Raw genomic sequence first — 26,669 nt, 5'->3', positions numbered from 1 at the left:
AGGTCCAACTGCTCCGGTGAGAGCCCGGCCAGTTCTGGCGGCATCTGTGGCAGGGGCTCAGGGGTGATGGCCGATCACGCCGTACTAGTGCGACTCCTCCCTACTTGTCGGCTCCTCTTCGTTCCAGTTCAGGCCGCCGCCCTTCCGGCGAGGCCGGTCATCGACTCGACCGGCTCCGACCGCAGCCCCAGCCGGTTGATCGAAGCCGTCCGACTTCGACGCCGTCTCCGTCGGCTCGCTGACCTACAGCGCGCCGGCCATTGATCTGAGCAAGCTTCTGAGCATCAATTCCGAACACAGGAGGTAACTGTGGCCAAGGGCTACTGGGTCAGCGTCTACCCCACCATCACAGACCCTGAGAGGCTTGCTGCCTACAACGAACTGGCCGGTCTGGCCGTCAAGGCCGCAGGCGGGCGGGTGCTCGCCAGCATCGGCAGCCGGGTCGTCGCACACGAAGCCGGAACCGCCGAACGCGTTGTCCTGATCGAGTTCGACAGCTTCGAACAGGCGGTCGCCGCATACGAGAGTGCGGCCTACCAGAAGGCGCTGGCCGAACTCCCCGACGGCTTCGAGCGCGACTTCCGCATCATCGAAGGCCTCGACTGACGATCGAGGCTGCGTCGGCGACGAACGCTTCTACAACAACCCCGGCGCCTACAGCGACTTCCTCACCCGCGCCCGCTGGATGGGCGACGGGCTGCTGCCCGAACCGCGCCGAGCCGCGGCCTTCCTGGACACCCGTGCGCCTCGACGCAGCCGAGGCCGGCAGTGCGGAGCGCCCGTACTACCGTCGGGAGGGCCACGACTTCCCGACGCTGATGGAGCGCCTGGCCCCGTATGTGCCGAAGCCCGGCTCCGTGGCCCATTCTGTCGAGCAGCGGTTCACCCAAGCCCAGGCCACTGCCTACCACGACCGCGTCCTCGGCGCCCTCGCCGTTCAGGGCCCTGACCCGATGGTCGATCTGCCGCTGCGCGCCAGCGAGTTCGACGCCCAATGTTTGCGCTCCGTGCGTCGTCGCCCGCCTGCCGCGGTCGAGTCGATCGCGTTGAGTGCTTGCCCGACCTGCGGACCCATCTCGCGCGGATCCTCAGCGCTCCCCGCAGCGTCCACCTGGACACCGTCCTCATGGCCGTGGAGGACGAGACCCTGACCGAACCCCCGGCCGACATACCGGCAGCCCTCTCCGCCCGTGGTCTGCGGATGCCGAGCCCCGACGAGTGGGAACACGCCTGCGGTGCCGGGTCCAACACCCTGTTCCGGTGGGGCGACGACTGTCCCCTCGACCGCATCCCCCACGGCGACGACACCCGGCCCGCACAACGAGCTGAACGCCTTCGGCCTGCACATCGCTTACGACACCTGCCGGCCGAGCTGACCAGCGATGTGACCGCGGTCCACGGCGGCGACGGGGGCGAGTCGGTGTGCGGCGGCTACGGCCACTTGCTGGCCTGGCTCCCGCTGGCGACCGCCAACCGCAACCCCGAGATGGCCGAGTTCGCGTACGGACCGGACGGAGAGGGCCTGTACAACAACTTCTCCACGCGACCGGTGCTCACGCTCTGAGCGACCGCCTAGAAGGCCGTCCACCGCGGGCCTGGCGCCGCTGGGAGTCCGAACTCGGCGAGGAAGCCGACCCCGACGGCTTCGTCGACCGGGCCGTGCCCAACCACTGGAAGACCGTGCTGCCGGGCGGACTCGGCCCCGAGACCGTAGGCGAGGTCCTCACTCGCATCGCCGCACCTGACTGCAGACGGACGCCGAAGGCGCCGGGCCGGGCGCCAAGCCCACGGCCACAGCACAGCGCTCACGCTGAAGCCGGACAGCTGGCCGACTTCTTCCGCGCGCCCATGTCCAGAAGCAGTTCGACCACGTCGGGTGGCAGCGCGCATCTGACAAGCGCATCCCGCCAGAGACGGCTTCGGCCGGTCCGGTGTCCCTGAAGCTGAACACCCCCGCCGGGCCGAGCCGGTCGTGGGAGAGACTGGACCCGCCCGGCGGTGCGCCCTGTGTCCGGCCGATGCTGCCGCCGCCGGGCACCGCCAGCAGCCGGCCGGAACCGGCTCATCGGAGCACGAACGGCCCGAGCCGCGCGTCCTCATCCGGTGTATCGCCGTCTCGGCACGAGGGGATGCTGTCCTTTTCGGGCCACACGGGAGGGGGCTGATGGGGTACACCGCCGTGCATGCGCACTGGGGCCGGCTGGATGCGTCACTGGACGATCTGGGGTGTGGCCGGTCCTGGGCGGACGTGCACCGTGTGAAGGGTCTGGAGCTGGCGTGTCCGGAGTGCCGGGGAAGGGTGTTCGCGCGTATCTCCCCCCACCGTGCCCGGCACTTCTACCACCAGGTGCGGCCCAACGACTGCGCGCTGGCGAACGAGTCGCCCGAGCATCACCTGCTGAAGCTGGAGCTGGCCACCGCCGCCCGGGCGGCGGGCTTCAGAGCTGAGCTGGAGGTCGGCAACGAGGCCCGGACCTGGCGTGCGGACGTGCTGGTCTTCGACCAGCGGGACCGGCCGTTCATGGCGCTGGAGGCACAGTTGTCGCCCATGACGCCGCAGGACGCGCGGATGCGGACGGACCGCTACGCGGCGGACGGTGTGGCGGTGTGCTGGATCTCGATGGAGAAGCGGCCGTGGGAGCGCGGCGTGCCCTCCCTGCGGTTAGCGCCCCCCAGGAACCGCGGGGACGCATGGACAGTGCGCTATGGCATGGCGCGCTACACCTGGGCCTCGCCACACACGGGGAAGACGAAAGCGGCGTGGACCCACATCAGCTGCTCCCTGGACGATGCGATCCGGTGGATTCTCCAGGGCCGGGTCCATGCCCATACCGGCCCGGACGGCACGGTGTGGTGGACCGCCCGCTCCTACGTCCACCTGGCCATCGCCCGGGCCCGGCTGGAGGCCGATGCCGAAGCCGTCCGGCAGGAGGCCGCCGCCGAGCAACGCCGACAGGCCGCACAGAAGCGGGCCGCTGCCACCGAACGGGCCCGACTGGCCGCCGAGCAGCGCAGACTAGCTGCCGAGGACCGCCGGCTGGCCGCCCAGGAACAAGCGCACGAAGAGCAGCAGGCAGAGCAGGAGCGGCTGACGGCCTTCTTCGAGCACGCGGGCATCAAGGCCTCGCTGTGGCCGGCATTCATGGAGTTGGTCCGCTCCGCCTCCGGCAAGGCCGTCACGTGCGGCGAGCAGAGCCCCGCCCATGGCAACGGGCTGCTCCTCTACAGCCGGCCGCGCGCGGGGGCAGCGTTCCAGCTGGCCGGTGTGGCGTGCCCTGACCCCTCAGCGCTCGACCGGTGGCCTGCGGACCTGACCATCCTGGTCCCCGGCCGGGACTGGCTGTTGCGTCTCGAGGAGGCCGCTCAGAGCCCGTTGAAAGTCGCCGTCTTGGATCCGGTCACCAAGCACTGCTCCTACGAGCGCGTCGGCCCCCGGATCACGACGCTGACGCGAAACCCATCAGGGCCGGGCGGGTGGGTGAGCTCCTAGACCGCAGAGGCGGGGTGCGGCGGGCCGTGCCGGTGATGGCCTACTCGGTCGGGTGAACGTGCCAGCGGGCGGGAACTTGCAGGAGCACGGCGGCGTCATGCCGGGTATGAAGCCGATCAGCGAAGCGCACGTGGCGCAGCCGGGCCTGGCCGTCGTCGACGTCGCAGCGTGCGACGACCAGACCGCGTTCGGCGTTCAGGCGCTGCTTGCCGGGCGCTGGGCGACCGCGTCGGCGGACCGCACGATTCGTGTGCCGGGCGAGCCGGGTGTACGGCTGCGCTGTTATCTCGACGTCCGTCAGGAACTCGAATCACACCGGTGAGGCCCGACGTCGGCTGCGGGCGTCTTCGGGCCTCGACGGTGGAGCTGCTTGGGAGGCCGGCTCGTACGGCACGTTCTGCGGCGGGCAGTGGCGGGCCAGTTCGTGCAGGGCCGCCAACTCGAGTTCGTCCGCGGTCAGGCTCCAGCGGAGCTTGGTGGCCACCCACTCCGCGGGGTAGCGGCAGTGCGCGTCGGCCGCGGGCGGGAGCCACTGAGCCGGGTCCTGGTCTGCTTTGCTGCGGTTGGAACGGGCGGTGACCGCCACCAGCGATGCCTCCTGGCCCTGGTCGGCCGATCTCGCCGGCCGCATCCGTGGGATCTGGCCTCAATGGCGCCGCCTATGCCCGCGGCAGACACTGGCGAGGCGACGCGGCGCTCTGGCTCGGATGCCCGGGGGTGCCACTGGTGGCCTCCCGGCTGCGGGCGCCGGCCGGGAGGGAAGCGAGCGGGCAGTGCGTCCGTCCCCGGCCAGTCCTGGATCGGACCTGGGGCGTCGGCGTCTACTCTGCTTCCTCGGCAGGCACCAAGTAGGTACCATGCGGGTATGCCATCACTGAATGTGTCCTTCACCGAGGAAGAGATGGAAGGCGTGCGTGCTGCTGCCGCCGCTGAGGGCAAGAGCCTCAAGCAGTACCTGCACGACCTGGGCGTACGCGAGATGCACCGTCGGCGGTTCGTGGCGGGCGCTGCGTCCTGGGCGGACCGGCTGCGCGAGGAGTTCGACGCGGCGTTCCCGGAGGAGATTCCTCCCTCCGAGCGCGACCGAGGAGCCAGTGCCGCCTGATGAGCGAGACCCTGTACGTAGATGTCTCCTGGCTCCTGGACGTTCAGGACATCGCCCTCGGCCACGACGACGTGTCCGTCACCGACTACTCGGCCCTTGTCGCGGCCGTCGCCCGCCACAAGACCCGCACACCGACGCTCGCCGAGTCCAACCCCGACGCCGCCTGGCGTGCTGCCGCGCTCCTGCACACCATCGTGCGGCTCGAACCGCTCCCCCACCGCAACAGCCTCTTCGCCGCCTTCGTCACCACCCAGTACCTCGACCAGTCCGGTGAAGGCATCGACCCGCCGTACGGGGCGCTGTCCGACCTGATCAGGAAAGCCCGCGAGACCCGGCTCAAGATCTACGACATTGCGGACACCCTGCGTTCCTGGCGTATCTGAACCCGGCGCCGCCCGGCGGACGAGCGGCGGCCTGCGCCGTCTCGCCCGGCTCCCTGCCCTACCGGACGGCTGAAGGGTCCGTCGGTCCGCCGGCGGTGTGCGCTGCACTCAGCTGGGGTGCGGACGCCTGGGGAAGTACCCGGGCCAGGTTGCGGCGTATGCGTTCGGCTTCGCTGCATACCTGGGACAGTCGGCAGGTCGTAGGCGGCGATCTGCTCGGGGTGACCGCGACCCGCCCGAACTCCACCTCGGCGCCCGAACGCGATCACGGCCTCGGCAAGCGCGTTGAACAGATGCTCACACTCGGGTGCCGGACGTGCACGATCCTGTGGCAAGCCCACCACGTTGTCCGTACGCTGTCTCCATTCGGCGGTGCTGTGACAACTGCCGAATGGGGGGCGCCATGGGGCAGCAATCGCAGCCGAAGCATGTGATCGGTGGCCGGTACCGATTGATCGGAATACTCGGGTCTGGTGGATTCGGACGGGTATGGAAGGCCCACGATCAGGCCCTGCGCGTTGACGTAGCGGTGAAGGAAGTGCGGCTGCCGCCCGCAGCATCGCCCGCCGAGCAGTCGGAAAGGCTGGAGCGAGCGGCACGCGAGGCACGCAACGCCGCGCGGATCCGCGACCATCCTGGGGTCATCACGGTGTACGACGTGGTCGTCGAAGGCGGCGTTCCCTGGATCGTAATGCGTCTGGTCGATGGTTGTTCGTTGGCCGACTCCCTCAATTCGCACAAGTTCTTGCCCCTTGACGACGCGACGAGGATCGCTGTGGCCGTGCTCGAGGCGCTCGGCGCGGCGCATTTAGCTGGTATTACTCACCGGGACGTCAAACCGGCCAACATCATGTTGACCGATACCGGTGAGGTACTCCTCACCGACTTCGGGATTGCCGTACACGAGGTGGACACAGCGCTCACTGCACCCGGGGGATTTATCGGCTCGCTGGAATACATCGCCCCTGAGCGTGCCCGCGGCCACCGCGGCAACGCGGCCTGCGATGCGTTCTCTCTCGGGGTGACACTTTATGAAGCCGTCGAGGGTATCTCCCCGTTCCGTAGGGACAGCCCATCTGGATCACTCGCTGCGGTCCTGTTTGAACAAGCTCCACCACTGAAACGCGCGGGACGGCTTGCTCCGCTCATCACTGGGTTACTCGAAAAGGAGATCAGCAGACGATTGACGATCCCTCAGGCGCTGGCTTTACTGTCCGCACCGTCGTCGACCAGCGGTACCGCGCTCATCGAATACTGCTGGCCGTCGGTGGGTGCTCGCTGTCCAGGAACAGTAGCCAAGATCCTCTCGTTCGGGATGTTCGTGTCATTGCCGTATGACGAGGAGGGTCTACTGCATATCACTGAAATGCGACGGCAATTTGGTAAACGCGTCGATTACGGGGAGGCGGTCAGAGTCGGTGACGAGGTTTATGTAGAGATCGCCGAAATCGACCGGAAAGGAAGGATCAGCCTGCGGTTCGCGCGGTGAGTGCCGCTGGTTGCGAGTCCTGCCAGCATGCGGCTGACTCCTGGGGAGTGCATTCGGGAGCAGGGCCAACAGCCAGCCTAGAAGATGCGCCGCTTCATGACTTCACGCACTCATGGCAGGGTTGAAATCGGCTCCGTTGCCCTTGAACCCCCCACCTGTTGGGGATTCAGCCGGGATGCGTAGGTATGTCGCGTCCGCGGTTGAGCTGGGCCATCAGCTCGCGGTTCGCGGCGCGGGCGGCCGCGAGGTCGTCGCCCTGGTCCTGGAGCTTGAGCTCCAAGTCGACGACCTGCTGTTCGAGGGTGGTGATCCGGGCCTGAAGCTGTTCGGTGTCGTCGGGGCCGCCGATGCCGGACTCGCGCTAGACCCGCTCGCAAAGGGCATCGCTGAGGCGGGCTTCGAGGCGGCGGACCTGGGCGGCGAGGTGGGCGGTGCGGGCGTCGGCGGCCGCCAGGTCAGCCTGGAGCGACGCCCGGCTGACGACAGGCCCCCGGCCGCCGGGGACCGTGGGCGGCTCAGCGGCCTGGGCATGGACCTGGCCGAGGAGGTCACGGTGGCGGTAGAGGAAGGTGCGGTCAACGCCCGCGCGGCGGGCGATCGCCGCGACGCTGGTCTCGGAGCCGTCCTTCGCGGCCTCGGCCAGGGCGGCGAGGACCCGCTGACGGCGTCGGCCTGTGTCGGCTCGCCGGCCTTCCAGCATGGCCTGGACTGCGGGGTCGGTCGGGGTCATGCGGGTCACTCCGGTCGTAGGTCGGGCAGGGGCTGGGGGATGCGGGGCATGCCGAGGAAGCCCTGGCGGGTCTTGCGGACCATGACTGCGGCCTGCTGGATCTCGGCGCGTTCGGCGTCGGTGAGTTTGTCGGCCTCCTCGGTGACGCGTCGCATCAGCCGCCGGACGCGGGAGATCTCCTCATCCGACGGGGTGGCCTCGGCGCGGGCCCAGTCGTCGGCCTCGGTCATCGACCGCAGTCTCTCCCGCTGCCGCAGCAAGCCGTCGAGGTAGGCGGTCAGCTCGGGTCCGCAGGCCGAATACATTCAGCACACCAGCCGCGTCGACGCCGTCCCGCGCAGCCGCCCCTGACCGTCCACCGGCCGGCTCTCGAGGGCGGGCACCACAGCACGCGGGCGCCGAGGGAACCGACGGCGCAACCGCCACCGCCTGGTGCAGCGGGGCCCGTTGCACGTTCCGCGTAATGTACGACCGCGGCACGTCGTGGACCGGGTCCGCGAGGCGGCGCGGTCTGCGGGAGCGGCTACGCCAGGACGGCCGGGGTGGCGTTCTCGGCCGTCCAGTCTCCGTCGAAGAGCGCGGCAACCAGACGGACATGGTCGTCGGGGAGCTGGCCGGTGCGGTGTTTGGTGCGGGTCTTGGCGAGCCAGGCCCCGATCTTGACGGTGTCGCCGTCGACGCGGATGCTCTCGCGGGCGGCGGGGGCGCGGCCTTCGCGGTGCAGGAAGAGTTCCAGGAGCTGGACGGTCTGTTCGAAGGTGCGGCGGGCCCGGCGGGCGGGGGCGAGCGGGTTGTTCTCGGGGGTGAGGCCGAGGGCGGTCATCAGCTGCTGCTGGCCGTCGGCGAGGGCCGACCAGGTGGTGAGCTGGCGGGCCAGCCAGGAGCCGATCTTCACGCCGCCGAGCTGGGTGTCGCGAGTCAGGGTGGCGGGGTCGGCTCCGGAGGCGAGGTGGGCGCGCAGCAGGTGGTACTTGCGGTGCCAGTCCGCGCCGTGGGGCAGGCGCCAGTCGGGTGCGAGGGTGCTCAGGGCGTCGGCGCGGGCCTGATCGAGCTGGTTCTTGGCTGCGAGGTGGCGTTGTTCGGCGAGCCATGCGCCCACGGGGGTGGTGGCGGGTGCGGCGAGGTGGCCGTGGCGTCACCGTGTCCTCACCGACCTCCAGCACGGCGCGGGCGGTCGTCAGCCGCACCCGCAGGCCGCCGTCGACGGGAACGCCGTCGATGTACGGCAGGCTCGGCACCATCCGGCCGACGGCCTGGCCGTCCATCGCGGCCCGGTAGCGGGCGAGCAGCGTCGGGTCGTCCAGCAGTTCGGCGAGCCGCTTGCGCATCCCGTCCACGGCGTCGGCCTGGACGTCCGGCGCGGCGAGCAGCGGCAGATCGCGCCTCCAGTCCTCGTGCGTGAGCAGCTGCTCGGACACCCACGCCATCAGGTCCGTCGCCGTGTGGGTCTGCAGACCGCAGGTGACATGCAGGGAACGGGTGCCCTGGTCGGCGGAGACCGCGTGCCACACGCCGCGCGGCACGTACAGGACGTCGCCCGGCCACAGGACCAGGTCGGCGACCGGCTCGGTGGACGCCTCGCCCGGGTCCTCGATGTCGCGGTACAGCGGGAACGGCCGGGTCGTGCCGTAGATCTGCCACCGCTTGGCGCCGTCCAGCTGGACGATGACGGTGTCGTGGTCGTCCCAGTGGACGCCGAACCCCTCGGTGCTGGTCCACGACGCGTAGAGGTTCGCCTGCACGCGGGTGCGGAGGTCGCGCTCGATCGCTTCGCAGAGGCGGGCGATGGGCGGGTGGAGTTCGTCGACGCTGTCCAGGGCGAGGGATGCGCCCTCCTGGAGGCGGGCGTGCAGTTCGGCCGGGTGGAGGCGGTGCCACACCGTGTGCCGGCGCGTGGCCACCGGCGTGGTGTACCCGCCGACCAGCAGCGTCTCGCCGTCGCGGGACAGCCGCATGCGCGGCGGTTCCAGTCGGTGTGCGGCCAGGATCTGGTTGAGGTCGTCCCAGGTCATCAGTCCGGCGACATCGAGGGCGCCTGGTACGTGGCGGTATTCGCGGTGCAGTGCCTGGGCGAGGAAGTCCTCGCCCAGGCACGCCGCGATGGATGTGTGCGTCATCGCGTAGGGCTCCCGGTCGTCAGTCGTTGCCGTCGCTCTTGGCGGTGCCGCCGCCGTCCGAGGGGATGGCGTTGCGGCCCCGGGCGGCGACGATCAGCCGACGGGAGCGGACCAGGCCGCCGGGCGGGGGCGTGGCGGGACTCTGCATGAGGACCCTCCTCCTGATCAGTCGGCCGGGCCCTGGACGGCACGGCCGCGAACACCGCCAGTACAGCCGTGAACCGCACGGGCGATAACCCCGTGACGGGGCCCCCACGGTGGGTATGGTCGTTGGGCTGACGCTTCGTCATTCCACGAGAGTTCTGGGGGACTTGTGGACGACTTACCGCCGTCACCCGCCCAAGTGCCGCGCCGTCTGCTGGCCGACCCGGTGTTCGTCCGGGCCCTGCGCGAGCGGGACTTCACCACGGTGTTCGCGATGGCCCACGACGTGGGGATCTCCTTCAACCGGATCGCCGAAGCGTGCGCGCTCAAAGCCGAGCGGGTCAGCCAGATCGCTCGGGGCATCACATCTGTCACCGCCTTCACGACTGTCGAGCGAATCGCTGGCGGACTGCGCATTCCCGGTGCCCTACTGGGGCTTGCTGCGCAACCCTGGGAAGACACCGCCGCCCACAGCACGGAGTCCGACCATGGAGAAGATCCGATGAAGCGCCGCAACCTGCTGCGTGGCGCGCTGGCCGCCGGCCTCACCGCTCCGGCCCTCGCCGCGCTCACCGCCGCCCGGACCGACGTCGACCAGACCCTCTCCCCCGACACTCCCCAGGACCTGGCCGACCTCGAGGCCGCAGCCGAGAGCTACGGATACGGCTACCACGGACAAGCGCCCACCCGCGTACTGGCCGACCTGGTCACCGACTTCACGGCCCTGCGCCCCCTGCTCACCGTCCCGCAGCCCGCACCGGTCCGCGCACGGTTGTGCCGTACAGCCGGGCAGATGGCCGGGATGACCGCGATCGTCTTACACGACCTGGGCAGCCGCCGCGAGTCCCGTGCCTGGTTCGCCACCGCCGCCCGGGCCGCCGCCGAATCCGGCGACGACCAGCTGCACGCCTGGGTCCTCGCCCGCGAGGCGATGGTCCCGCTCAACTACGGCGCCCCGAAGGCGGCGGCCGGCCTCGCCGAACGGGCCCGTCACGTCGCCGGGCACCGGCCGACCGCCGCGGCGACGCTGGCGGCCGCGGTCGCCGCCCGCGCCTACGCCCTCAACCACCAGCCCGAGCAGGCCCGCGCCGCCGCCGACGCCCTCATGGAACGGCTCCCAGACAGTGAGCGGTCGGACACGTGGCTGACGTACGGCGAGCAAAAGCACCACGTCCACCTCAGCCACACCTTCACCACCCTCGAGGACACCCGCCGCGCGAACGAGAGCCAGCAGCGCGCTCTGGAGCTGTCCGCGCCGACCAGCACCATGACGCGCACCCTGCTGAACATCGACGCGGCGGCGTGCTCCCATCACGACGGCGACACCGAGCAGGCGTGCCGCCGTACGGTCGACGCCCTGACAGCGCTGCCCGTCGACTACCGCACCGGCCTGGTCCGCCGCCGCGCCCTGGACCTGTACGAGGCCATCCCCGCCCAGCACCACCGGGAACGTACCGTACGTGAGTTGCGGGACGTCCTCGCCGCGTGAAAGAGGGACGGACCCATACGGCGACCGCATGGCCTGGGGCGGTGAGCCCGGTGCAACCGAAGCGATCAGTGAGAGACTGATCGATCACGGTGCGTCCACCGCGGCGACGCCGCGCGATGGTCGCCGACAACTCGATCATGTTGATCACCACCGGCGGCGACTACGGCACTGCCCTTGCGTGTGCGCAGTTCGGTGATGACTGGGTCACGAGGTGGAGGTGGACGCAGACTCGGTGAAGCGGCGATCCCTGGAGAGGAACGGGGTTGCCAGGTGTTCTGCCCTGGGCGGGTTCGCGCCTGGGACGGAGCAGGTCAGAGCGGCGACGTGGGCGGCGAACGAGCACGCGTCGGCGACGTCTTCGAGGCTCAGCCGGTCGAGTCGTCCGCCGAGGTGTCCGAGGGCAGCGAGGCGGTGCAGCAGGCCGGCGGTGAAGGAGTCTCCGGCGCCGACGGTGTCGACGACGTCGGTGGCTGGGGTCGGGACGGTGACGCGGTGGCCGTCGAAGGAGGCGAGTGCGCCGCGTCGGCCGAGGGTGATGACGACGAGGCGTGCGCCGGCGCTGTGCCAGGTGTCGCAAGCCTCTTCAAGGCCGGCACCGGGGAGGAGCAGGGCGAGGTCGTCCTCGCTGAGGCGGAGGATGTCGGCAAGGGCGCACCAGCGAGGAAGCCGCTCTTGGTAGGCCGAGGGCGGTACGAGCAGGGGGCGGACGTTGGGGTCGATGGATACGGTGACGTGCTCGCGGGCGCTGGCGAGGTGGTCCTCGATGTGGCCGGCACCGGGCTGGCATACCAGGGCCAGGGATCCGGTGTGCAGGCAGACCGCGTCGTCCTGCTGGGTGGCGGCGAGTTCGGCGGCGGTCCACTGCCAGTCGGCGGCGCTGTCGGCATAGAAGGTATAGGTGGCCTGGCCGGTCTCGTCGAGGTCGGCGACGGCGAGAGTGCTGGGCTCGTGGGCGCTCACGCTGCCGGTCAGGTCGACGCCGGAGGCGCTGAGGCGGTCTCGGAAGAGGGCGCCGAAGACGTCGTTGGAGAACCGTCCGAGGAAGCGGGTGGGGGTGCCGAGCCGGGCAAGGGCCACGGCGGTGTTGGCCGGGCCACCACCGGGCAGGGCGCGCAGTGCGAGTTCGCCGGACCGGCCAGGGTCGGCGAAGGTGTCGGCCACGCACTCGCCAAGGACGGTGACACTGCTGGGGGAGCCGTGTCGGGTCATGGTGACTCTCTGCCTTTCTGAGGGAGGGGCGTGGGGCTGCCGCTCCCGTGCCTGGGTCCGGCTGGTACGCCGCGGTCAACGGGTAGGTCGACGACGGTGCCGTCCTCACCCGCTTCGAGGTGAGGACGGCGTTTTGAGGACACGTAGGACAGGCGGCGCGTTACGCGTCCTGCCCTTGGCCCGCCAGCAGCGGTTCCTGACGGATTCCGCCCGGGGTCAGGTTCCATGCCTCGACGGTGAAGTCGCTGCGTCCCGTGCCTGTCGTGCGGGCCTGGAGTCGCCAGGGTCCCTCGGCAATTGGATAGAACCTGAGGGTGAGGACCTGGCCGTCGCCGAGATAGACCTCGGCGATCGAACGGTCCACGATCACGCGCAGCTCCACGGGGGTGCCGGGCGTCGCGGCTGGGCACGGGACGGCATACGAGCCTCCCCGCGCCCTCGCGTCCAGTGACGCGTGGCTGCGGTCCACGGTGAGCTGGCCGGTGGTGGGATCGAGGCTGATGTCGAGGTACTCGGTGTCGTCCGCGGCGGTGACCAGGCGCAGGCCGCTCGTGCCGGTGGAGTCCGGGGTCAGGACGGCAGTGAGGTCGAAGGAGCGGCTGACCTGGCCGAGTTCGGTCGCCCCGGACTGTGTGACGTGCCCGGTGCGGTGCAGTACGCGTTCGCCACGCAGCGCGAGCAGTTCGCGAGCGGGGCGTTGGACGACCGTTCCGTCGGCGGCGAGGGTCACCTCGCGGGGGAGGGTGAGGGTGCCGGCCCAGCCTGCTTCATGCGCCCAGGCGTCGTCGCGGGCCTCCCACGCCCAGCCCCACAGCAGCCAGCGGTCCTCCCCGGGGGCCCTCAGCAGCGCGGGGGCGTAGAAGTCGGGGCCGTGATCCAGCGGCACCGGGGCCGCGGTCGCCGTGAAGCGTCCGTCCTGCTCGCGGCCGGTGTGGACGGTCGTGTGGCTGGGGCCGCCCTGCGGGGTCCAGTCGCTGATGATCAGGACGCCGCTGTCGCCGAAGGTCGCGTACTGGGGGCATTCCCATCCGACCGGGCCGGAGCCGGCCGCGGCATCGCTGGCGTGGAAGGGGCCGCGGTACTCCCAGTGCTCCAGGTCGTCGGACTCGTACAGCTGCGCCGCGGCGCGGCCGTCGGCGAGGGCCGAGCCGACCAGCATCCGCCAGCGGTCATCCTGCTGCCAGACGTAGGGGTCCCGGTACATGGTGGTGTCGGCGGGCGGCTCGGGGATGAGCAGCTCCGGGCGTTTGGTCCAGGTGATTCCGCCGTCGTACGACTCGGCGGTGGTCACCGGCTGCCACCAGCGGTCGGTGCGGTGGGCCGAGTAGAAGGCCACCATGCGGCCGTCGTCGGAGACCGCGTTTCCGGAGAAGCAGCCGTCGGCGTCGTAGCCGCCGGGAGTGGGGGCGAGGGCCACCGGGAGGGGTTCCCAGTTGATCAGGTCGGGGCTGCGGTAGTGGCCCCAGTGCACGTTCGAATGCCGCGGAGCGTACGGGTTGTACTGGAAGAACACGTGGTAGTGGCCGTCGTGGAAGACCAGCCCGTTGGGGTCGTTGATCCAGTTGCGCGGGGGGCGCAGATGCACGGCCGGAAGGTGGGGGTCAGCAGGCGGCGTGGACACACGGGGCCTTTCTTGGGGTGCGTGAAGCACACGGGGAAGAAGAGGGGTGGAGAAACGCGGTGCGTTGCGCGGGCGCGGGCGCGGGTTCAGCCCTTCACGCCCGTCGACGCGATGCTGTTCACGAACGACCGCTGGAACGCCACGAACAGGGCCAGGATCGGCACGGTGATCATGGAGGAGTAGGCCATGATCTGGCCCCAGCCCACGTTGAGTTGGAAGAAGTAGGAGATGCCCACCATGACCGGCCGCAGGTTCTCGCTCTGCACGACCATCAGCGGCCACAGGTAGGAGTTCCAGGCGGGCAGGAAGGTGAGGATGGCGACGGTGGCGATGGCCGGGCCGGACAGCGGCATGACGATGCGGCGGTAGATGGTGAACCAGCCGGCGCCGTCCACGATCGCCGCCTCGTCGATCTCCTTGGGGATGCTCTGGAAGTACTGGTGGAAGAAGAAGATCGAGAAGGCGTTGGCGACGAACGGCACGATCTGGACCTGGTAGGTGTCCATCCAGCCGGTGGTCCACTCCAGGTGGAAGCCGTTGACGCGGAGCAGCGGCAGTTGGTTGACCCACCACACCAGCGGCAGGGCGAAGGTCTCGAACGGCACGATGAGGGTGGCGATGATGCCGGTCAGGACGAGCTTGCGGCCGGGCCAGCGCATGCGGGACAGGGCGAAGGCGGCCATGCTGTTGACGATGATGCCGAGCACGACGGTGATCGAGGAGATCAGTACGGAGTTCAGCAGGAATTGTGCCGCCGGGACTCGCTCGAACACGGCCGTGTAGTTGTCCAGCGACAGGGCGCCGACCGGCAGGAAGGCGCGCAGGGAGCCCAGGTCGCTGAAGATCTGGTCGTCCGGTTTGAACGACGAGATCAGCATGAAGACGAGTGGGAGCGCGAAGACCAGGGCCAGGACGACGCGGCCGACGTGACCGCCGAGGTGCTTGAGGACGGAGGTCATGTCAGTCCTTCTCCCGGGTCAGGAATCGCTGGACGAGGGACACGGCCAGCACGAGCACGAAGAAGATCAGCGAGATGGCCGCGGCGTACGCGGTCTGCTGCTGGTCGTAGCCGGTGCGCACGGCCTGGTAGACGACCGTGGTGGTGGAGTCAAGAGGGCCGCCTTGCGTCATCACCCTGATCTGGGTGAAGAGGCTGAACGCCGCGATGGTGATGGTGACCAGCACGAAGGTGCGGGTGGCGCGCAGTCCGGGCCAGGTGACGTGGCGGAAGCGGTGCCAGCGGGTGGCTCCGTCCAGGTCGGCGGCCTCGTACAGCTCGGCGGGGATGGTCTGGAGACCGGCCAGCCAGATGATCATGTGGAAGCCGACGCCCTGCCACACCGACATCAGGATGATGGCGGGCATGGCGGTGTCCGGGTTGCCCAGCCAGTCCGGGCCGTCGACATGTCCGAGGGTGAGTGCCGAGATGACGTGGTTGACCAGGCCGTCCTGCCGGTAGAGGAAGGTCCACAGGAGGGAGACGACGACCATCGAGGTGACGACCGGCAGGAAGTAGACAGTGCGGAAGAAGTTGACACCGCGCACCTTCGCGTTGACCAGCAGTGCCAGCACCAGGGCGAGCCCGGCCTGGAGCGGGACGACGACGGCGGCGAAGTACACCGTGTTGCGCAGGGACTTGTAGAAGACCGGGTCTTCGAAGAGCTGGGTGAAGTTGCGAAGGCCCACGAAGCGGGCCGGGGTGGGTGAGATCAGCCTCGCGTCGGTGAACGCCAGGGCGAAGGCGAGGGCGACCGGTACGACGAGGAAGACGATCAGCAGCACGACGGCCGGGGTGGCCATGCCGACGGCGGTGAGGTTCTCACGGCGGCGTGCGTTGGTCGTTCGGGTTCGCCGGACCGGACGCAGCCGCTCAAGGGCTGCGATCATGGTGGTCACGGTAGCTCCAGGGGGGAGCCGGTCCGGTTCGGGCGCGCGAGGAGGCGCGGTCGGGGCCCGAACCGGACCGGAGCAGGGTCAGCCGGCGTTGTAGTTGTTCGTCTTCAGGTTGTTGTCGATGTCCTTCGCGGCCTGGCCCAGAGCGTTCTTGGGATCGGCGCCGGACAGGATGTCCTGGGCCGCCTTCTCGAACTCGGTGGAGATGTAGGGGTAGGCGGGGGTCACCGGGCGTACCTCCGCGTACTTGCGCGCGAACTGGACGAGCTCGTTGAACTTCCCGCCCGGCTGGTAGCCGTCGATCTGCTTCGCGGCGGCCTCGGTGCCCGGGAGAGTGCCGGTGGCCTTGGCGTAGTCGACGAAGTACTTGGTCTGGCGGGAGAACTTCAGCCACGCCTGCGCGCCGTCCTTGTTGGAGCAGCTGGAGCTCATCGCCCACTGCCAGGAGGCGCCGCCGATCTTGGGACCGTTGCCGAAGTCGACCGGTGGGATGATCGCCAGGTCGTCGCCGAGCTTGTCGGCGTTCTTGGTCGCGTTCCAGCTGCCGTCCCACTGGATGGCGCTCTTGCCGGCCAGGAAGTCCTTGTTGGGGTCGGCGCCGGACTTCTTCGACATGTAGCCCTTGGACACCAGCGAGCGGAACCAGGTCGCCCACTCCACGGACTTCTTGCCGTCGAGGGTGCCCGAGGCGGTCTTGTAGCCGTCGCGGTTGACCAGGTCACCGCCGAAGCTCTGCAGCTGCGGGGAGTACGCGTACGACCACCACTCACCGGTGCCGCCGGTGCCCATCTCGAGCGGGTACTTGAATTTCCCGCTCTTCTTCAGCTTGGCGAGCGCCGCGTCGAACTCGGTCTTCGTCCACGGCTTGTCCATGGTGGGGATGCGGATGTCGTACTTGTTCAGCACCGACTTGCGGGCGAAGAAGGCCAGGGACACGTCGTAGAAGCCGAAGCCGTAGACCTTGTCCTTGTAGCGGCCGACGGTGCTGGGCAGCTGGTCGGACAGCGGGACCTCGCTGCCGGAGACGTCGATCGGGGCGAGGTAGCCGCCCCAGGCCCAGTTCGCCACGTTGGGCCCGTCCACGTCGAGCAGGCACGGCAGCTTGCGGGCCGAGGCGGCGGCGACGACGGAGTTGTTGTAGTCGCTCTGCGGGAACGCCTGGAGCTTGACCTTGTACTTGCTCTGGGATCCGTTGAAGTCCTTGATGATCTTCTTGACGACGTCGAGCTCGGCCGAGTTGCCGGCGTTGTGCGTCCACAGGGTCAGTGTGTCGCCGTCGGCTCCGGACGTGCTGCCGCCGCTGCCGGTCGCGCATCCGGCGACCAGCGCGGTCGCCGCTGCCACAGCTACACTCGCACCAGCGAGGCGCCTGGTTCTGAACACCACGAGGGTTCCTCCATCTCACTGAGACGGGTCTTGCCGGACCCGCCTTGGCGACCGGTTGCGACGGTCGCTGTTCTTGGTGGTCGTCCCGCCGCCCGGAGGGTCAGAACTCCTGGCGGCGGGACAACCGTCTTCGGGTGCCCGGTGTCAGCCCCCGGCAGGGGCGCCGATGGAGGCACGTTCCCGCAGCGGCATGGGCACACGGTGGACAACTGCTTCGAGCGGCCCCCTGCGGAGTATCAACTCCACGGCGAGTCGACCCAATCGGTAGTGCGGCAGCTTCAGCGTGGTGAGCGCCGGGCGCAGCACGGACGCGATGTCCTGGTCGTCGAAGGAGACCACCGACACGTCGCCGGGCACCGCCAGACCCGCCTCGCCGAGCGCCTGGTAGGCGCCGAGGGACACCCGATCGGCCAGGCACACCAGCGCCCGGGGACGGTGACCCGCCGCGAGCAACGCGGCCACCTCCCGGTAGCCGTCCCGCGTGTCCCAGTCGCACTCGATGACGCCGTCCAGGCGCGCGCCGCCCTCCCGCAGAACCTCCTCCAGACCGCGCATGCGCTCGTTGCCCGCGATGATCCCCTCGGGCGTGGCCGGGACGGCCTGGTGCCCGCCGATCGCCCAGATGCCCTCGGTGTGACCGGCCACGAGCAGGGCGCGGGCCGCGTCCCGGCCGGCCTCCAACTCGTCCGGGACGACGGACGGCGCGTCGAAGCCGGGGGCCAGGCAGTTCAGCAGGACCACGCGGCGACCGAACAGCTCCTTGGGCGGAGTGACGTACCGGGTGAACATGGACGCGTAGATCACCGCGTCGACCTGGCGGTCCAGCAGCGCGTGGACCAGCGACGACTCGGCATCGCGATCGCCGCCCGCCTCCGTGATGAACAGCAGGTTGTCCCGTTCCCGGGCGGCCTCCATCGCGCCGCGGATCACCTCGCCCGCGAAGGGCGTCGTGGTGATCCGGTCCGAAACGAACCCGATGGTCTGCGTCGACTTCGTCCGCAGGCTGCGCGCGGTGACGTTCGGGCGGTAACCCAGCTCCTTCGCGGCGTCCAGCACCTTCTGGCGGGAGGCATCGGAGATGCGCATGTCGGTGCGACCGGACAGGGCGAACGACGCGGTCGTCGGCGAGACGCCCGCATGGCGGGCGACATCGGCCATGGTCACACGACGTTCAGACACGCTGCTCAGCTCCGTTGTTAAATCGGATTAGCAAGTTGCGAAGAGATTGATGCGCCTGTGGCCGGATGTCAACACCGCAGACATCTCGAATGAGAAATCGGGGAGGTATATGGCGATTTGTCCGTCTCTCTTGCGTCACCCAGGTAAAACGGTATGCATTAGCTCTTGCGTTAGCAGGGGCGGGGCGCGAACGATGCCGAGCCATCTCGCTTAAACCGATTTGGCAGAGCGTCAGACCTGCCGCGCACCACCCAGGAGCCCGCCCATGAGGAGAAGAACAGCCCTCACCGTCGTGTCCGCCGCCATCGGCGGGGCCGTCGTACCGCTCTCGTTCGCTTCCGCTTCCGCCGCTGCGGAGGGCCGGCGCGGCCCCCAAAGTCCCACCGCCCGTTGGGACTTCGACGAGCGCGGCGGCACGGTCGCCCGGGAGGCGGTCTCGGGCTCCGCCGACCCCATCGACTACGTCTTCGAAGACGCCCGCTACAAGCCGGACACCGACCCCGTCAGGCGGCGCGGAGTGCGCGGCCGGGCGCTGTACTTCGACGGCTACTCCACCGTGGTCACCGCCAAGGGCCCCGGCAAGCTGGACCCCGCCCAGGGCCTGACCGTCGACGCGTGGATCGCCCCCTACGCCTACGAGCACGGCATCGACGGCAAGCCCCAGGCCCTGGTCAACCAGCACAACCCGGACGCGAAGACCGGCTTTCTGCTGGGCCTGCGCCGCTTCGGACAGATCGTCTTCCAACTCGGCTTCGGCACCGACCTGATCGAGGTCAAGGGAGCCCAGGACCGGCCGGCCTCCAAGGGCCGATGGACCCACGTCGCCGCCAGCTACGACCCGGCCGCCCACCAGCTGCGCCTCTACCGCGACGGCCGCCTCATCGGCACCGCCCCCACTCCCGACAAGGCCCCCCATCTGGCCCCCGGCGAGCCGCTGTTGATCGGCCGGCACAACCGGCCCACCCTGCTCAACGGCGAGTTCCACGCCAACATGTACATGGGCCTGATGGACAGCCTTGTCATCCGCCAAGGCACCCTGGACGACACCACCGCCCAGCGGGAGCACGCCGAGAGGGTCGCCGCGCTGCCGGGCCACCGCGTGCCCCGCCCGGACCTGACGTTGAACCGGGCCCGCTACGACGGCGACCGGCACCGCCCCCAGTTCCACATGCTGCCGCCCTGGCACTGGATGAACGAGCCGCACGCGCCCGTGTACTTCAAGGGCAAGTACCACATCTTCTACCAGCACGATCCGCTCGGCCCGTTCTGGGGCCAGATCCACTGGGGACATGCCGTCAGCACCGACATGGTGCACTGGCGGGACATGCCCATAGCCCTCGCCCCGGCAGGGGACTCGGTCGGGCCGGACGGGATCTGGTCGGGCTCGGCGTACGTCGACGGCGACCGGGGGCCGGTGCTCTTCTTCACCGGCGGCGACGACCGGCTGCCCTACCGTCAGCGCACCGGGATGGCCGTGTCCTCGTACAAGACCGACCGCGACACGGACCTGCCCACCTGGACCATGAAGTCCGAGCCGGTCACCGAGGCCCCGGCCGGTCTCCCCGCCGGCCCCGGTACCGCGTGGGCGGAGAACTTCCGCGACCCGTTCGTCTGGGAGGAGGACGGCGTCTGGTACCAGCTGGTCGGCAGCGGCATCGTCGACTACGACGGCACCCGGGTCACCAAGAAGCACGGCGGCACCGCACTCGTCTACACCGCGCGCAGGCCCGAGGGGCCCTGGACGTACCGGGGGCCGCTGCACTGGAATGACCTCGCGAAGGTCCCCGAGCCGGGAGAAGTCTGGGAGCTGCCGGTGCTTCTCCCGCTCCCCGGCCCGAAGGGCAATCGCAGCGGCAAGCACATCCTGCTGGTCAGCCCCTGGTGGGAGGCGTTCAGCCCTGACGCCGTCAAGCACACCTACTACTGGATCGGCACCTTCGACAAGGGCGCATTCCGCTTCGTGCCGGACCACGAAAAGCCCCGCGAGTTCGACTTCGGCGAGCACTTCACCGGCCCGTCCGGCTTCGTCACCCCCGACGGCCGCTCGGTGCTTTTCAGCATCACCCAGGACCGCCGCAGCGAACAGCAGCACGCCCAGTCCGGCTGGGCTCACAACGCCGGCATGCCGGTCAGCGTCTCGCTGCGCCAGGACGGAACCCTCGGAGTCGAGCCGATCGAAGAGGCGGCCGGACTGCGGGGCCGACGGCTGGTCAAGATCCGACAGGCTTCGGTGAAGGAGGCCGACCGCCAACTCGTCGGCGTCTCCGGTGACATGCTGGACATCGAGGCCGTCATCGAGCCCCGCGACGCCACGACCGTCACCCTGGCCGTCCGGGCGAGCGCCGACGGCAGTGAGCGGACTCTGCTCTCCTATGACACGAGCAAGCACCGCTTCTCCAGCGACCGCGGCCGCTCCAGCCTCGACCCGGACGTTCGCAAGGGCGTCCACGGCGGCAGGGTCGAACTCGTCGGCGGACAGCTGAGGTTGAGGGTCCTGCTCGACCGTTCGATGCTGGAGGCGTACGTCAACGGCACCAACAGCCTCACCAGCCGCGTCTACCCGACCCGGAGGGACGCCACCGGCCTGCGGCTGACCAGCGAGGGCGGCTCCGCCCGGGTCGTCTCCCTGGACGTCTGGCGCATGAACGGCGCCTATGACACGTCCGTCGCGCCGGCCGCCTACGACCCGCCGCGCCCGACGAACGTCGGCGCCCTGCCCAACCACGACTTCGCCACCGGCGACCTCACCGGATGGACCGTCGTCTCGGGCACCACCTTCGGCGACGCCAACGTGACCACCCGTACCGACTGGGGCTGGGGCGGACCCTTCTACCAGGCCGAGACGGCGGACGACCCGGCCGGCCACCACCTGTGGGGCTACAACCCGAACGCGGGCGGCGACGACGCCACAGGTGTGCTCCGCTCCGCCACCGTCGTCCTCGGCGGAGACGGCGTGGTCGACCTGCTCGTGTCCGGCGGCAACGACCTCGACCGGCTCTACGCCGCCGTCGTCCGCGCAGACGACGGCAAGGTGCTGGCCAAGGAGACCGGGCGTGGTGCCGAACAGTACCGCCGTGTCGTCTTCGACCTGTCCGAGCACATCGGCGAACGGATCTACGTCGAGGTCGTCGACAAGGCGACGGGCGGCTGGGGCCACATCAACGTCGACGACGTCAACGTGCCTGTCCAGCGCTCCTGACCACCTGCCCCATCCACGTTCCACGCTCCCGGGGCGCTGCCGTGGGCCCGCGACCAGGAAACGCACTGATCAGCCTGCTCAACACACCTCAACACATCACCGGAGGTATGCATGCGCACGCGTTCATCAGCGATATCCAGGACAGGGCCCCCGGGCAGCCTGCTACGCACACTGCTCGTCCTCGTGGCTTGTCTCGGCATGACAACTCCCCTCATGTCGGGACAGGCGGGCGCGAGTGAGAGCACCCTGTCCAACCCCGGCTTCGAGAGGGGAGACCTGAGCGGTTGGAGCACTACAGGAGCCGCTTTCAACGGATCAGTCACCAACCAGCCGGGCTGGGGATGGGGCTGCTGCTTCAACCAGCAGGGCACCTACCACCTGTGGGGATTCGCGGGCGGCGGTGATGCCCCCACGGGCACCGTCACCTCCGAGCCGTTCACCCTGACCGGCACCGGGATGGCCAGCGTCCTGGTTTCCGGCGGCCGCAACGACGACCATCTGTACGTGGCTTTGACGACACTGGACGGCACCGTCCTGCACAAGGCCACCGGCACCGACGACGAGGCGTACCGCCGTGTCACCTGGGACGCGCGGGAGTACCTGGGCGAGCAGTTGCGCATCACGGCGGTCGACCGGGCCACCGGCGGCTGGGGACACATCAACCTGGACGACGTGAGAGTCGGCTTGGACGAGGCTCCGGACCCGGGCCTTGAGGGGCTCGCTGCCTACTGGGACTTCGCCGAGGGGCAGGGCACCGCGACCACGGAGCGGATCAGCCGGAGCGCGGATCCCATCAGCTACGTCTTCAACAACGCGGTCTACAAGCCGAACAGCGACCCACTGTGGCGTACCGAGCGGCAAGAGGATGGTGTTCTCTCCGGCGCCCTTCTCTTCGACGGCTACTCCACCTGGGTCACCCGCGCCGCATCGCAAACCCAGCTCCCCACGGACGGTATGACCGTCGAAGCCTGGGTCGCGCCGCGCGCCTTCGAATGGGGCGACGAAGGCAAGCCCTCGGCCATCGTCAACCAGCAGGACAAGGCAGCACGCCGAGGATTTTCGCTCGGCGTCGGCCGACACGGCGTGTGGCAGTTCGGCATCGGCACCGGTGACGCCTGGTACGAGACGGCGGTTCCCCAGGCGGCGGCTCTGGCCGCGGGCAAGCGGGCGCACATCGCGGCGGTCTTCGTTCCGAGCGAGGGCACCATCAGCCTGTACCTGAACGGCGAGCGGGTCGCCCGGACAGCCATCCCCACCACGGCCCGCCTGGCCAGGGCCGACGTTCCTCTGCTCATCGGCCGCCACAACCAGCCCGCCATCATCAACGGCACCTTTGCCGTGAACATGTTCAACGGCCTGGTCGACGAGGTGAAGGTCCACACTGACGCGCTCACCGCCGAATCCGTGCGCGCCGGCCACGAGCACGACATGCGGACATTCGCCGGGGGCAGCATCCCCGAAGCCCGTATGGCCATGGACCGCTCACGCTACGACGGCGACCGCTACCGCCCGGGCTACCACTTCTCGGCCCCCAACCACTGGATGAACGAGCCCCACGCCCCCATCCAGGTCAACGGCAAGTACCACATCTTCTACCAGCACAACTCCCACGGCCCCTACTGGCACAACATCGGCTGGGGGCACGCGGTCAGCGAGGATCTGGTGCACTGGCGCGACCTGCCCGTCGCCCTCGCCCCCACCGCGGGGAGCGTGGCACCGGACGGCGTCTGGTCCGGCGACGCGACGCTCGACGAGAACGGTGTCCCGGTCCTGCTGTTCACGGCCGGCAACGATTCCCAGCGCCCCAATCAGGCAACCGGACTCGCACGCCCCGTCGACCCCGGCGACCCGGACCTGGTCGAGTGGAAGATGCACCCGACCCTGGTGACCATCCAGACCGCCGATCTGGACGTCGGCGCCGGACGGAAGGTCCGCTTCGGGGACTTCCGCGACCAGGACGTGTGGAAGGAGGGCGACACCTGGTTCCAGTTGGTCGGCTCGGGAGTCCAGACCACCTCAGGCCAAAGCGTCGGCGGGACGGCGCTCCTCTACACGTCCAAGAACCTCACCGATTGGACCTACGCGGGACCTCTCATGGTCGGTGACGTGGAGGCCCACCCCAGGACCGGCCAGGTCTGGGAGCTCCCCACCTTCCTCCCCATCGGCAAGGACGACCAGGGACGCCAGCGACGGGCGCTGCTCGTCAACCCGTCCTTCCCCGACGGCCCCGCCGAGTACAGCAGCAAGTACACCTACTACTGGGTCGGCACCTGGGACGCCCAGGCCCGCCGATGGACACCCGACACCACCGAGCCCAAACTGCTCGACTACGGCGATCACTTCACCGGCCCCAGCGGCACGGTCGACGACAAGGGCCGCTCCCTCGTCTTCAGCATCGCGCAGGACCGGCGCACGGAGCGCGCCCACTACGACGCAGGCTGGGCCCACAACGCCGGCCTCCCCGTCCAACTGTCCATGCGACCTGACGGAGACCTGGGAGTCAGCCCTATCGAGGAGGTCTCCCGGCTCCATGTGGGCGAACCACTCCTCGACATCAACGAACCGATCTCCGTCGCCGACGCCAACGCGCGCCTGGCAGACATCAAGGGGGACATGCTCCACATCAAGCTGACCCTGGAACGGGGCAGCGCCGGAACCTTCGGACTCGATGTGCTGCGCAGCCCCGGTGGCGAAGAGCGGACCCGTCTGTTCTACGACGCCCCGGCCGGACAACTGGGCGTCGACCGAACACGATCCGGAAACAACTCCAGCGTCGACGCCAACCTGGGCATCCAGAAAGGTCCGCTGACGCTCTCCAACGGAGAGTTGTCACTGGATGTGTTCCTGGACCGCTCGATGATCGAGGCATACGCGAACGCGCACAAGTCCATCACCACCCGCGCCTACCCCTTCCGGCAGGACTCTCTCGGCCTGCGGCTCTTCGGCGACGGCAGCGTCGTCAAGTCCATGACCATCTGGAAGATGGGAAACCTGACCGACTGACGCACAACACAACCGCCCGTCGGCACCTCCGACCCGGTCGGCACGCCAGTCATGCCGGCGGGGTCGGAGGCTGCGCCGATGCGGCTTGCCTTGGAGATGGAGCCAGCGCAACACCCTGATCGAGGAGCACCACTGGCGTACACGCACCGCCCGCCACCCCGACCGTGGCACCGCCCGCAGCTGGACGCCGCCGCAGGATGCCCCCGCTCTGAAACCGGCAACTGCGCAAGTCACTGGAGGACGGCAAGAACGAGCCGGACGCCGCCGACTTCTACTACGGCGAGTGCGAGATGCGCCGCCACGACACCACCCGGCCCAGGGGCGAGCGGGCACTGCTGGCCGCTTACTGGGCCCTATCCGGGTACGGGCTGCGTGCCACCCGCGCGCTGGCCTGGCTGGGAGCGACTATGGCCGTCACGATCGCGGTAATGGTGCTGTGGAGCCTGCCCGCCAGTGATCCCAAGCTGACTATCACCGGCCGTCAGGCCGCCGTTGGACAAAAGGTCATCCTTACCGCCGCCCCCCGACCCGGTCAATCCGACCGGTCCGCCAGCCGAACGCGTCACCACTGAACGGGTGGAGAAGAGTCTGAGAGTGGTGATCAACTCGGTGATCTTCCGCTCTTCCGGTCAGGACCTCACCACCGCCGGCACCTACACCGAAATGGCCTCCCGGCTGGCCGAGCCCGTCCTCCTTGGCATGGCCGTCCTCGCCATCCGCAGCCGCGTCAAACGCTGACCACCACCCACACAGCGAAGGAGGCAACGCGGGTCCCACCGGGCACTGAGTAGGTGTTTTTCAACTAGGTCGCCAAGCGGCACCTCCGTCCAGGGTGCGGTGATCGTGCGCAACAACCAAGACAGCATCTACGTCGCGAAGGCAAGGGTGGCGCTGTACAACCCATCCACCATCCAGGCGGGTGCCTGGGCGTGCTCGCTTTCGGGGCTCGCGAAGAACTCGTGGTCGGTGTGCTTCGGGGAAGCCCTCACCAAGAGCGGCTCGGTATACGCGGGTGGGAGCGCCAATGCAAGTGGCTTCGGCCTATCGCCGGATGTCTGAACCTGAGCTCGTCGAAGCGGCACGAACCGTTCCGGGTTCCCAACGTCCAATAGGTGGCTGAGCTGAGAAGAGCGTGACCTTCACCCCTCTCGCGGCGCGGGCGTTGTTCCTCGGCGTGGTGGTCCCGAGATCAATGGAACCACCACCGTCGCGTCCGCAGTGTTCCGCGTCCCCTTCCGATGAGGTCGAGGTGTGATGCCGGGAGTGCTTCCTCAGGATGTCCGGTACGCAGCACGTGGTGTGCCGGCCTGTTACGACTACGAGAGGGGCGTCAGCCAGAGGCTGACGCCCCTCTCGTAGTCAGTGCTTACTGACCTTTGCGGCGTGATGTCGTTGAGGGCTGACGATGTGTGATCGTCGCGGTATGCCTGTTGTGTGAGATATCCACAGGGTGGTGGGCTGACGCCTGAACGGCAGGCGTTTCGCGAGCGGATCCGGCTGGAGGCCGCGGAGCGTTTCGCTGCGGGTGCCTCCAACGCCGAGGTCGCCAAGGACTTGCGGGTGAGTGTGCGCTCGGTGCAGCGCTGGCGCCGGGCCTGGCACGACGCCGGCACCGAGGGGCTGCGGTCTGCCGGGCCGGTGTCACGGCCCAAGCTGGGTGAGGCCCTGTTCGCCGTGCTCGAGGAGGAGCTCGCCAAGGGGCCGGTCGCGCACGGCTGGCCGGACCAGACGTGGACGCTGGCGCGGATCAAGACGCTGATCGGGCGCCGGTTCCACAAGAGCATGACGCTGTCTGGACCCTCACCGGGGCGGGTGGTCGCCTCTTTGGTGGGAACCATGCTTGGGCGGCGCTTGCGTGGGAACTCGGCGCGGCGGGCCGGGGCACCAGGGTGCTCTCCGCTGCTTCGTGCAGCTTGCCGAGCGCGACCGCGCGAGACCGATGGCGAGGTCCTGCCGGAGCTGTGCGACCTGCTCGGGACGGCGATCGACTTGCCCGGCACGGTGTTCAAGGCGGAGGTGGATCGTTGCTCTCAGGTGTCGGCCATGAGCTGGAGCAGGTCGCACAGGTCGCGTCGCTGGTTCTCGTCGAGGGCCGCGAGCGGTTCGCGGGCGAAGCGGAGGCGGTCGAGCAGATCTTCGGCCATCTCTCTGCCGGTGTCCGTGATCGCCAGGATTTTGACACGCCGGTCGCCGGGGTCGGGCTGGCGCTCGAGCAGGCCCCGCGTCTCGAGC

The 26,669-nt window shown here is 69.3% G+C and carries 23 protein-coding genes and 4 pseudogenes; 14 read left to right on the top strand and 13 right to left on the bottom strand.

Features of this window, described 5'->3' with window-relative positions; translation table 11 throughout:
• The first annotated feature begins 309 nt into the window (after positions 1 to 309).
• The 4 genes and pseudogenes from HNR57_RS38275 (at position 310) to HNR57_RS38260 (ending at position 3,812) form a co-directional block, all read left to right on the top strand.
• Positions 310 to 606: a DUF1330 domain-containing protein gene (locus HNR57_RS38275; RefSeq protein WP_184567875.1), complete on the top strand. Its 297-nt coding sequence runs from the start codon at positions 310 to 312 to the stop codon at positions 604 to 606.
• Positions 607 to 1,057: 451 nt separating this feature from the next.
• Positions 1,058 to 1,564: pseudogene (locus HNR57_RS38270) on the top strand (hypothetical protein); the annotation flags it as partial.
• Positions 1,565 to 2,164: 600 nt separating this feature from the next.
• A complete protein-coding gene (locus HNR57_RS38265) occupies positions 2,165 to 3,490 on the top strand; it encodes a competence protein CoiA family protein (protein ID WP_184567873.1) in 1,326 nt (441 codons plus the stop codon).
• Between the two features lie 106 nt (positions 3,491 to 3,596).
• On the top strand, positions 3,597 to 3,812 hold the full coding sequence (locus HNR57_RS38260) for a DUF6207 family protein (RefSeq protein WP_184567871.1): 216 nt from the start codon (positions 3,597 to 3,599) through the stop codon (positions 3,810 to 3,812).
• Here the strand turns inward: HNR57_RS38260 and HNR57_RS38255 are convergent.
• A pseudogene (locus tag HNR57_RS38255) lies at positions 3,801 to 4,118 on the bottom strand (hypothetical protein); the annotation flags it as partial. The gene HNR57_RS38260 and the pseudogene HNR57_RS38255 sit on opposite strands and share 12 nt — an antisense overlap.
• A 237-nt stretch (positions 4,119 to 4,355) precedes the next feature.
• Here HNR57_RS38255 and HNR57_RS38250 point away from each other — a divergent pair.
• The 3 genes from HNR57_RS38250 (at position 4,356) to HNR57_RS38240 (ending at position 6,467) form a co-directional block, all read left to right on the top strand.
• Complete coding sequence (locus HNR57_RS38250) at positions 4,356 to 4,595, top strand: hypothetical protein (protein ID WP_184567870.1); 240 nt, start codon at positions 4,356 to 4,358, stop codon at positions 4,593 to 4,595.
• Positions 4,595 to 4,978 carry a hypothetical protein gene (locus HNR57_RS38245; protein ID WP_030836397.1) on the top strand — a complete coding sequence of 128 codons (384 nt, stop codon included), beginning with the start codon at positions 4,595 to 4,597 and terminating at the stop codon, positions 4,976 to 4,978. Before HNR57_RS38250 ends, HNR57_RS38245 begins: the two co-directional genes overlap by 1 nt.
• 403 nt (positions 4,979 to 5,381) lie before the next feature.
• Positions 5,382 to 6,467, top strand: coding sequence for a serine/threonine-protein kinase (locus tag HNR57_RS38240; RefSeq protein ID WP_184567868.1), 1,086 nt, complete (start codon positions 5,382 to 5,384; stop codon positions 6,465 to 6,467).
• Between the two features lie 361 nt (positions 6,468 to 6,828).
• Here HNR57_RS38240 and HNR57_RS38235 read toward each other — a convergent pair whose 3' ends face one another.
• The 3 genes from HNR57_RS38235 to HNR57_RS40775 form a co-directional block, all read right to left on the bottom strand.
• The gene (locus tag HNR57_RS38235) at positions 6,829 to 7,197 is read right to left on the bottom strand and encodes a TetR family transcriptional regulator (protein WP_246555386.1); all 369 of its coding nucleotides are present in this window, start codon (positions 7,195 to 7,197) and stop codon (positions 6,829 to 6,831) included.
• 5 nt (positions 7,198 to 7,202) lie between these two features.
• Positions 7,203 to 7,502: a transposase gene (locus tag HNR57_RS38230; RefSeq protein ID WP_184567866.1), complete on the bottom strand. Its 300-nt coding sequence runs from the start codon at positions 7,500 to 7,502 to the stop codon at positions 7,203 to 7,205.
• Between the two features lie 218 nt (positions 7,503 to 7,720).
• The gene (locus HNR57_RS40775; protein WP_313675822.1) at positions 7,721 to 8,296 is read right to left on the bottom strand and encodes a type III restriction endonuclease subunit R; all 576 of its coding nucleotides are present in this window, start codon (positions 8,294 to 8,296) and stop codon (positions 7,721 to 7,723) included.
• A gap of 41 nt (positions 8,297 to 8,337) precedes the next feature.
• Between HNR57_RS40775 and HNR57_RS40770 the strand changes: the two genes are divergently transcribed.
• Positions 8,338 to 8,475 (top strand): hypothetical protein, encoded by a 138-nt coding sequence (locus tag HNR57_RS40770; protein ID WP_313675821.1) that lies wholly within the window; start codon positions 8,338 to 8,340, stop codon positions 8,473 to 8,475.
• Positions 8,476 to 8,636: 161 nt separating this feature from the next.
• Here the strand turns inward: HNR57_RS40770 and HNR57_RS40765 are convergent.
• Together HNR57_RS40765 and HNR57_RS40490 are read right to left on the bottom strand one after the other, a co-directional pair.
• Positions 8,637 to 9,152 (bottom strand): annotated as a pseudogene (locus tag HNR57_RS40765) (JmjC domain-containing protein); the annotation flags it as partial.
• A gap of 181 nt (positions 9,153 to 9,333) precedes the next feature.
• Positions 9,334 to 9,462 carry a hypothetical protein gene (locus HNR57_RS40490; protein ID WP_281403950.1) on the bottom strand — a complete coding sequence of 43 codons (129 nt, stop codon included), beginning with the start codon at positions 9,460 to 9,462 and terminating at the stop codon, positions 9,334 to 9,336.
• 165 nt (positions 9,463 to 9,627) lie between these two features.
• Here HNR57_RS40490 and HNR57_RS40150 point away from each other — a divergent pair, with 165 nt between their 5' ends.
• Positions 9,628 to 10,947 carry an NsdA family TPR-like regulatory protein gene (locus HNR57_RS40150; RefSeq protein WP_184567864.1) on the top strand — a complete coding sequence of 440 codons (1,320 nt, stop codon included), beginning with the start codon at positions 9,628 to 9,630 and terminating at the stop codon, positions 10,945 to 10,947.
• Between the two features lie 204 nt (positions 10,948 to 11,151).
• On the opposite strand, the gene HNR57_RS38210 is transcribed toward HNR57_RS40150, so the two are convergent.
• The 6 genes from HNR57_RS38210 to HNR57_RS38185 all read right to left on the bottom strand — a co-directional run bounded on the left by HNR57_RS38210 (position 11,152) and on the right by HNR57_RS38185 (position 18,235).
• Complete coding sequence (locus HNR57_RS38210) at positions 11,152 to 12,156, bottom strand: carbohydrate kinase family protein (RefSeq protein ID WP_184567862.1); 1,005 nt, start codon at positions 12,154 to 12,156, stop codon at positions 11,152 to 11,154.
• A gap of 160 nt (positions 12,157 to 12,316) precedes the next feature.
• Complete coding sequence (locus tag HNR57_RS38205) at positions 12,317 to 13,741, bottom strand: glycoside hydrolase family 32 protein (RefSeq protein ID WP_313675819.1); 1,425 nt, start codon at positions 13,739 to 13,741, stop codon at positions 12,317 to 12,319.
• A gap of 122 nt (positions 13,742 to 13,863) precedes the next feature.
• Positions 13,864 to 14,736 (bottom strand): carbohydrate ABC transporter permease, encoded by an 873-nt coding sequence (locus HNR57_RS38200; RefSeq protein ID WP_184567858.1) that lies wholly within the window; start codon positions 14,734 to 14,736, stop codon positions 13,864 to 13,866.
• 1 nt (position 14,737) lies between these two features.
• Entirely contained in the window at positions 14,738 to 15,664 is a 927-nt protein-coding gene (locus HNR57_RS38195; protein WP_184567856.1) for a carbohydrate ABC transporter permease, read from the bottom strand.
• Positions 15,665 to 15,751: 87 nt separating this feature from the next.
• On the bottom strand, positions 15,752 to 17,014 hold the full coding sequence (locus HNR57_RS38190; protein WP_313675818.1) for an ABC transporter substrate-binding protein: 1,263 nt from the start codon (positions 17,012 to 17,014) through the stop codon (positions 15,752 to 15,754).
• Positions 17,015 to 17,200: 186 nt separating this feature from the next.
• The gene (locus HNR57_RS38185) at positions 17,201 to 18,235 is read right to left on the bottom strand and encodes a LacI family DNA-binding transcriptional regulator (RefSeq protein WP_313675817.1); all 1,035 of its coding nucleotides are present in this window, start codon (positions 18,233 to 18,235) and stop codon (positions 17,201 to 17,203) included.
• Between the two features lie 265 nt (positions 18,236 to 18,500).
• On the opposite strand from HNR57_RS38185, the gene HNR57_RS38180 reads away from it, so the two are divergent.
• The 5 genes and pseudogenes from HNR57_RS38180 to HNR57_RS38160 form a co-directional block, all read left to right on the top strand.
• Positions 18,501 to 21,434, top strand: a complete 2,934-nt coding sequence (locus HNR57_RS38180) for a GH32 C-terminal domain-containing protein (protein WP_184567852.1) — start codon at positions 18,501 to 18,503, stop codon at positions 21,432 to 21,434.
• Positions 21,435 to 21,632: 198 nt separating this feature from the next.
• Positions 21,633 to 24,437 (top strand): GH32 C-terminal domain-containing protein, encoded by a 2,805-nt coding sequence (locus HNR57_RS38175; protein ID WP_184567850.1) that lies wholly within the window; start codon positions 21,633 to 21,635, stop codon positions 24,435 to 24,437.
• A 576-nt stretch (positions 24,438 to 25,013) separates the two neighbouring features.
• Positions 25,014 to 25,175: a hypothetical protein gene (locus tag HNR57_RS40760; protein WP_313675816.1), complete on the top strand. Its 162-nt coding sequence runs from the start codon at positions 25,014 to 25,016 to the stop codon at positions 25,173 to 25,175.
• Between the two features lie 99 nt (positions 25,176 to 25,274).
• Complete coding sequence (locus tag HNR57_RS38165) at positions 25,275 to 25,496, top strand: hypothetical protein (protein ID WP_184567848.1); 222 nt, start codon at positions 25,275 to 25,277, stop codon at positions 25,494 to 25,496.
• A gap of 375 nt (positions 25,497 to 25,871) precedes the next feature.
• Positions 25,872 to 26,231 (top strand): annotated as a pseudogene (locus HNR57_RS38160) (helix-turn-helix domain-containing protein); the annotation flags it as partial.
• Positions 26,232 to 26,467: 236 nt separating this feature from the next.
• Here the strand turns inward: HNR57_RS38160 and HNR57_RS38155 are convergent.
• A partial coding sequence (locus HNR57_RS38155) for a MarR family winged helix-turn-helix transcriptional regulator (RefSeq protein ID WP_376772338.1) occupies positions 26,468 to 26,669 on the bottom strand: 202 nt, incomplete at its 5' end.

The organism is Streptomyces paradoxus, assembly GCF_014202475.1.
GTDB lineage: Bacteria > Actinomycetota > Actinomycetes > Streptomycetales > Streptomycetaceae > Streptomyces > Streptomyces paradoxus.
This window is presented reverse-complemented; position numbering and strand designations above follow the sequence as displayed.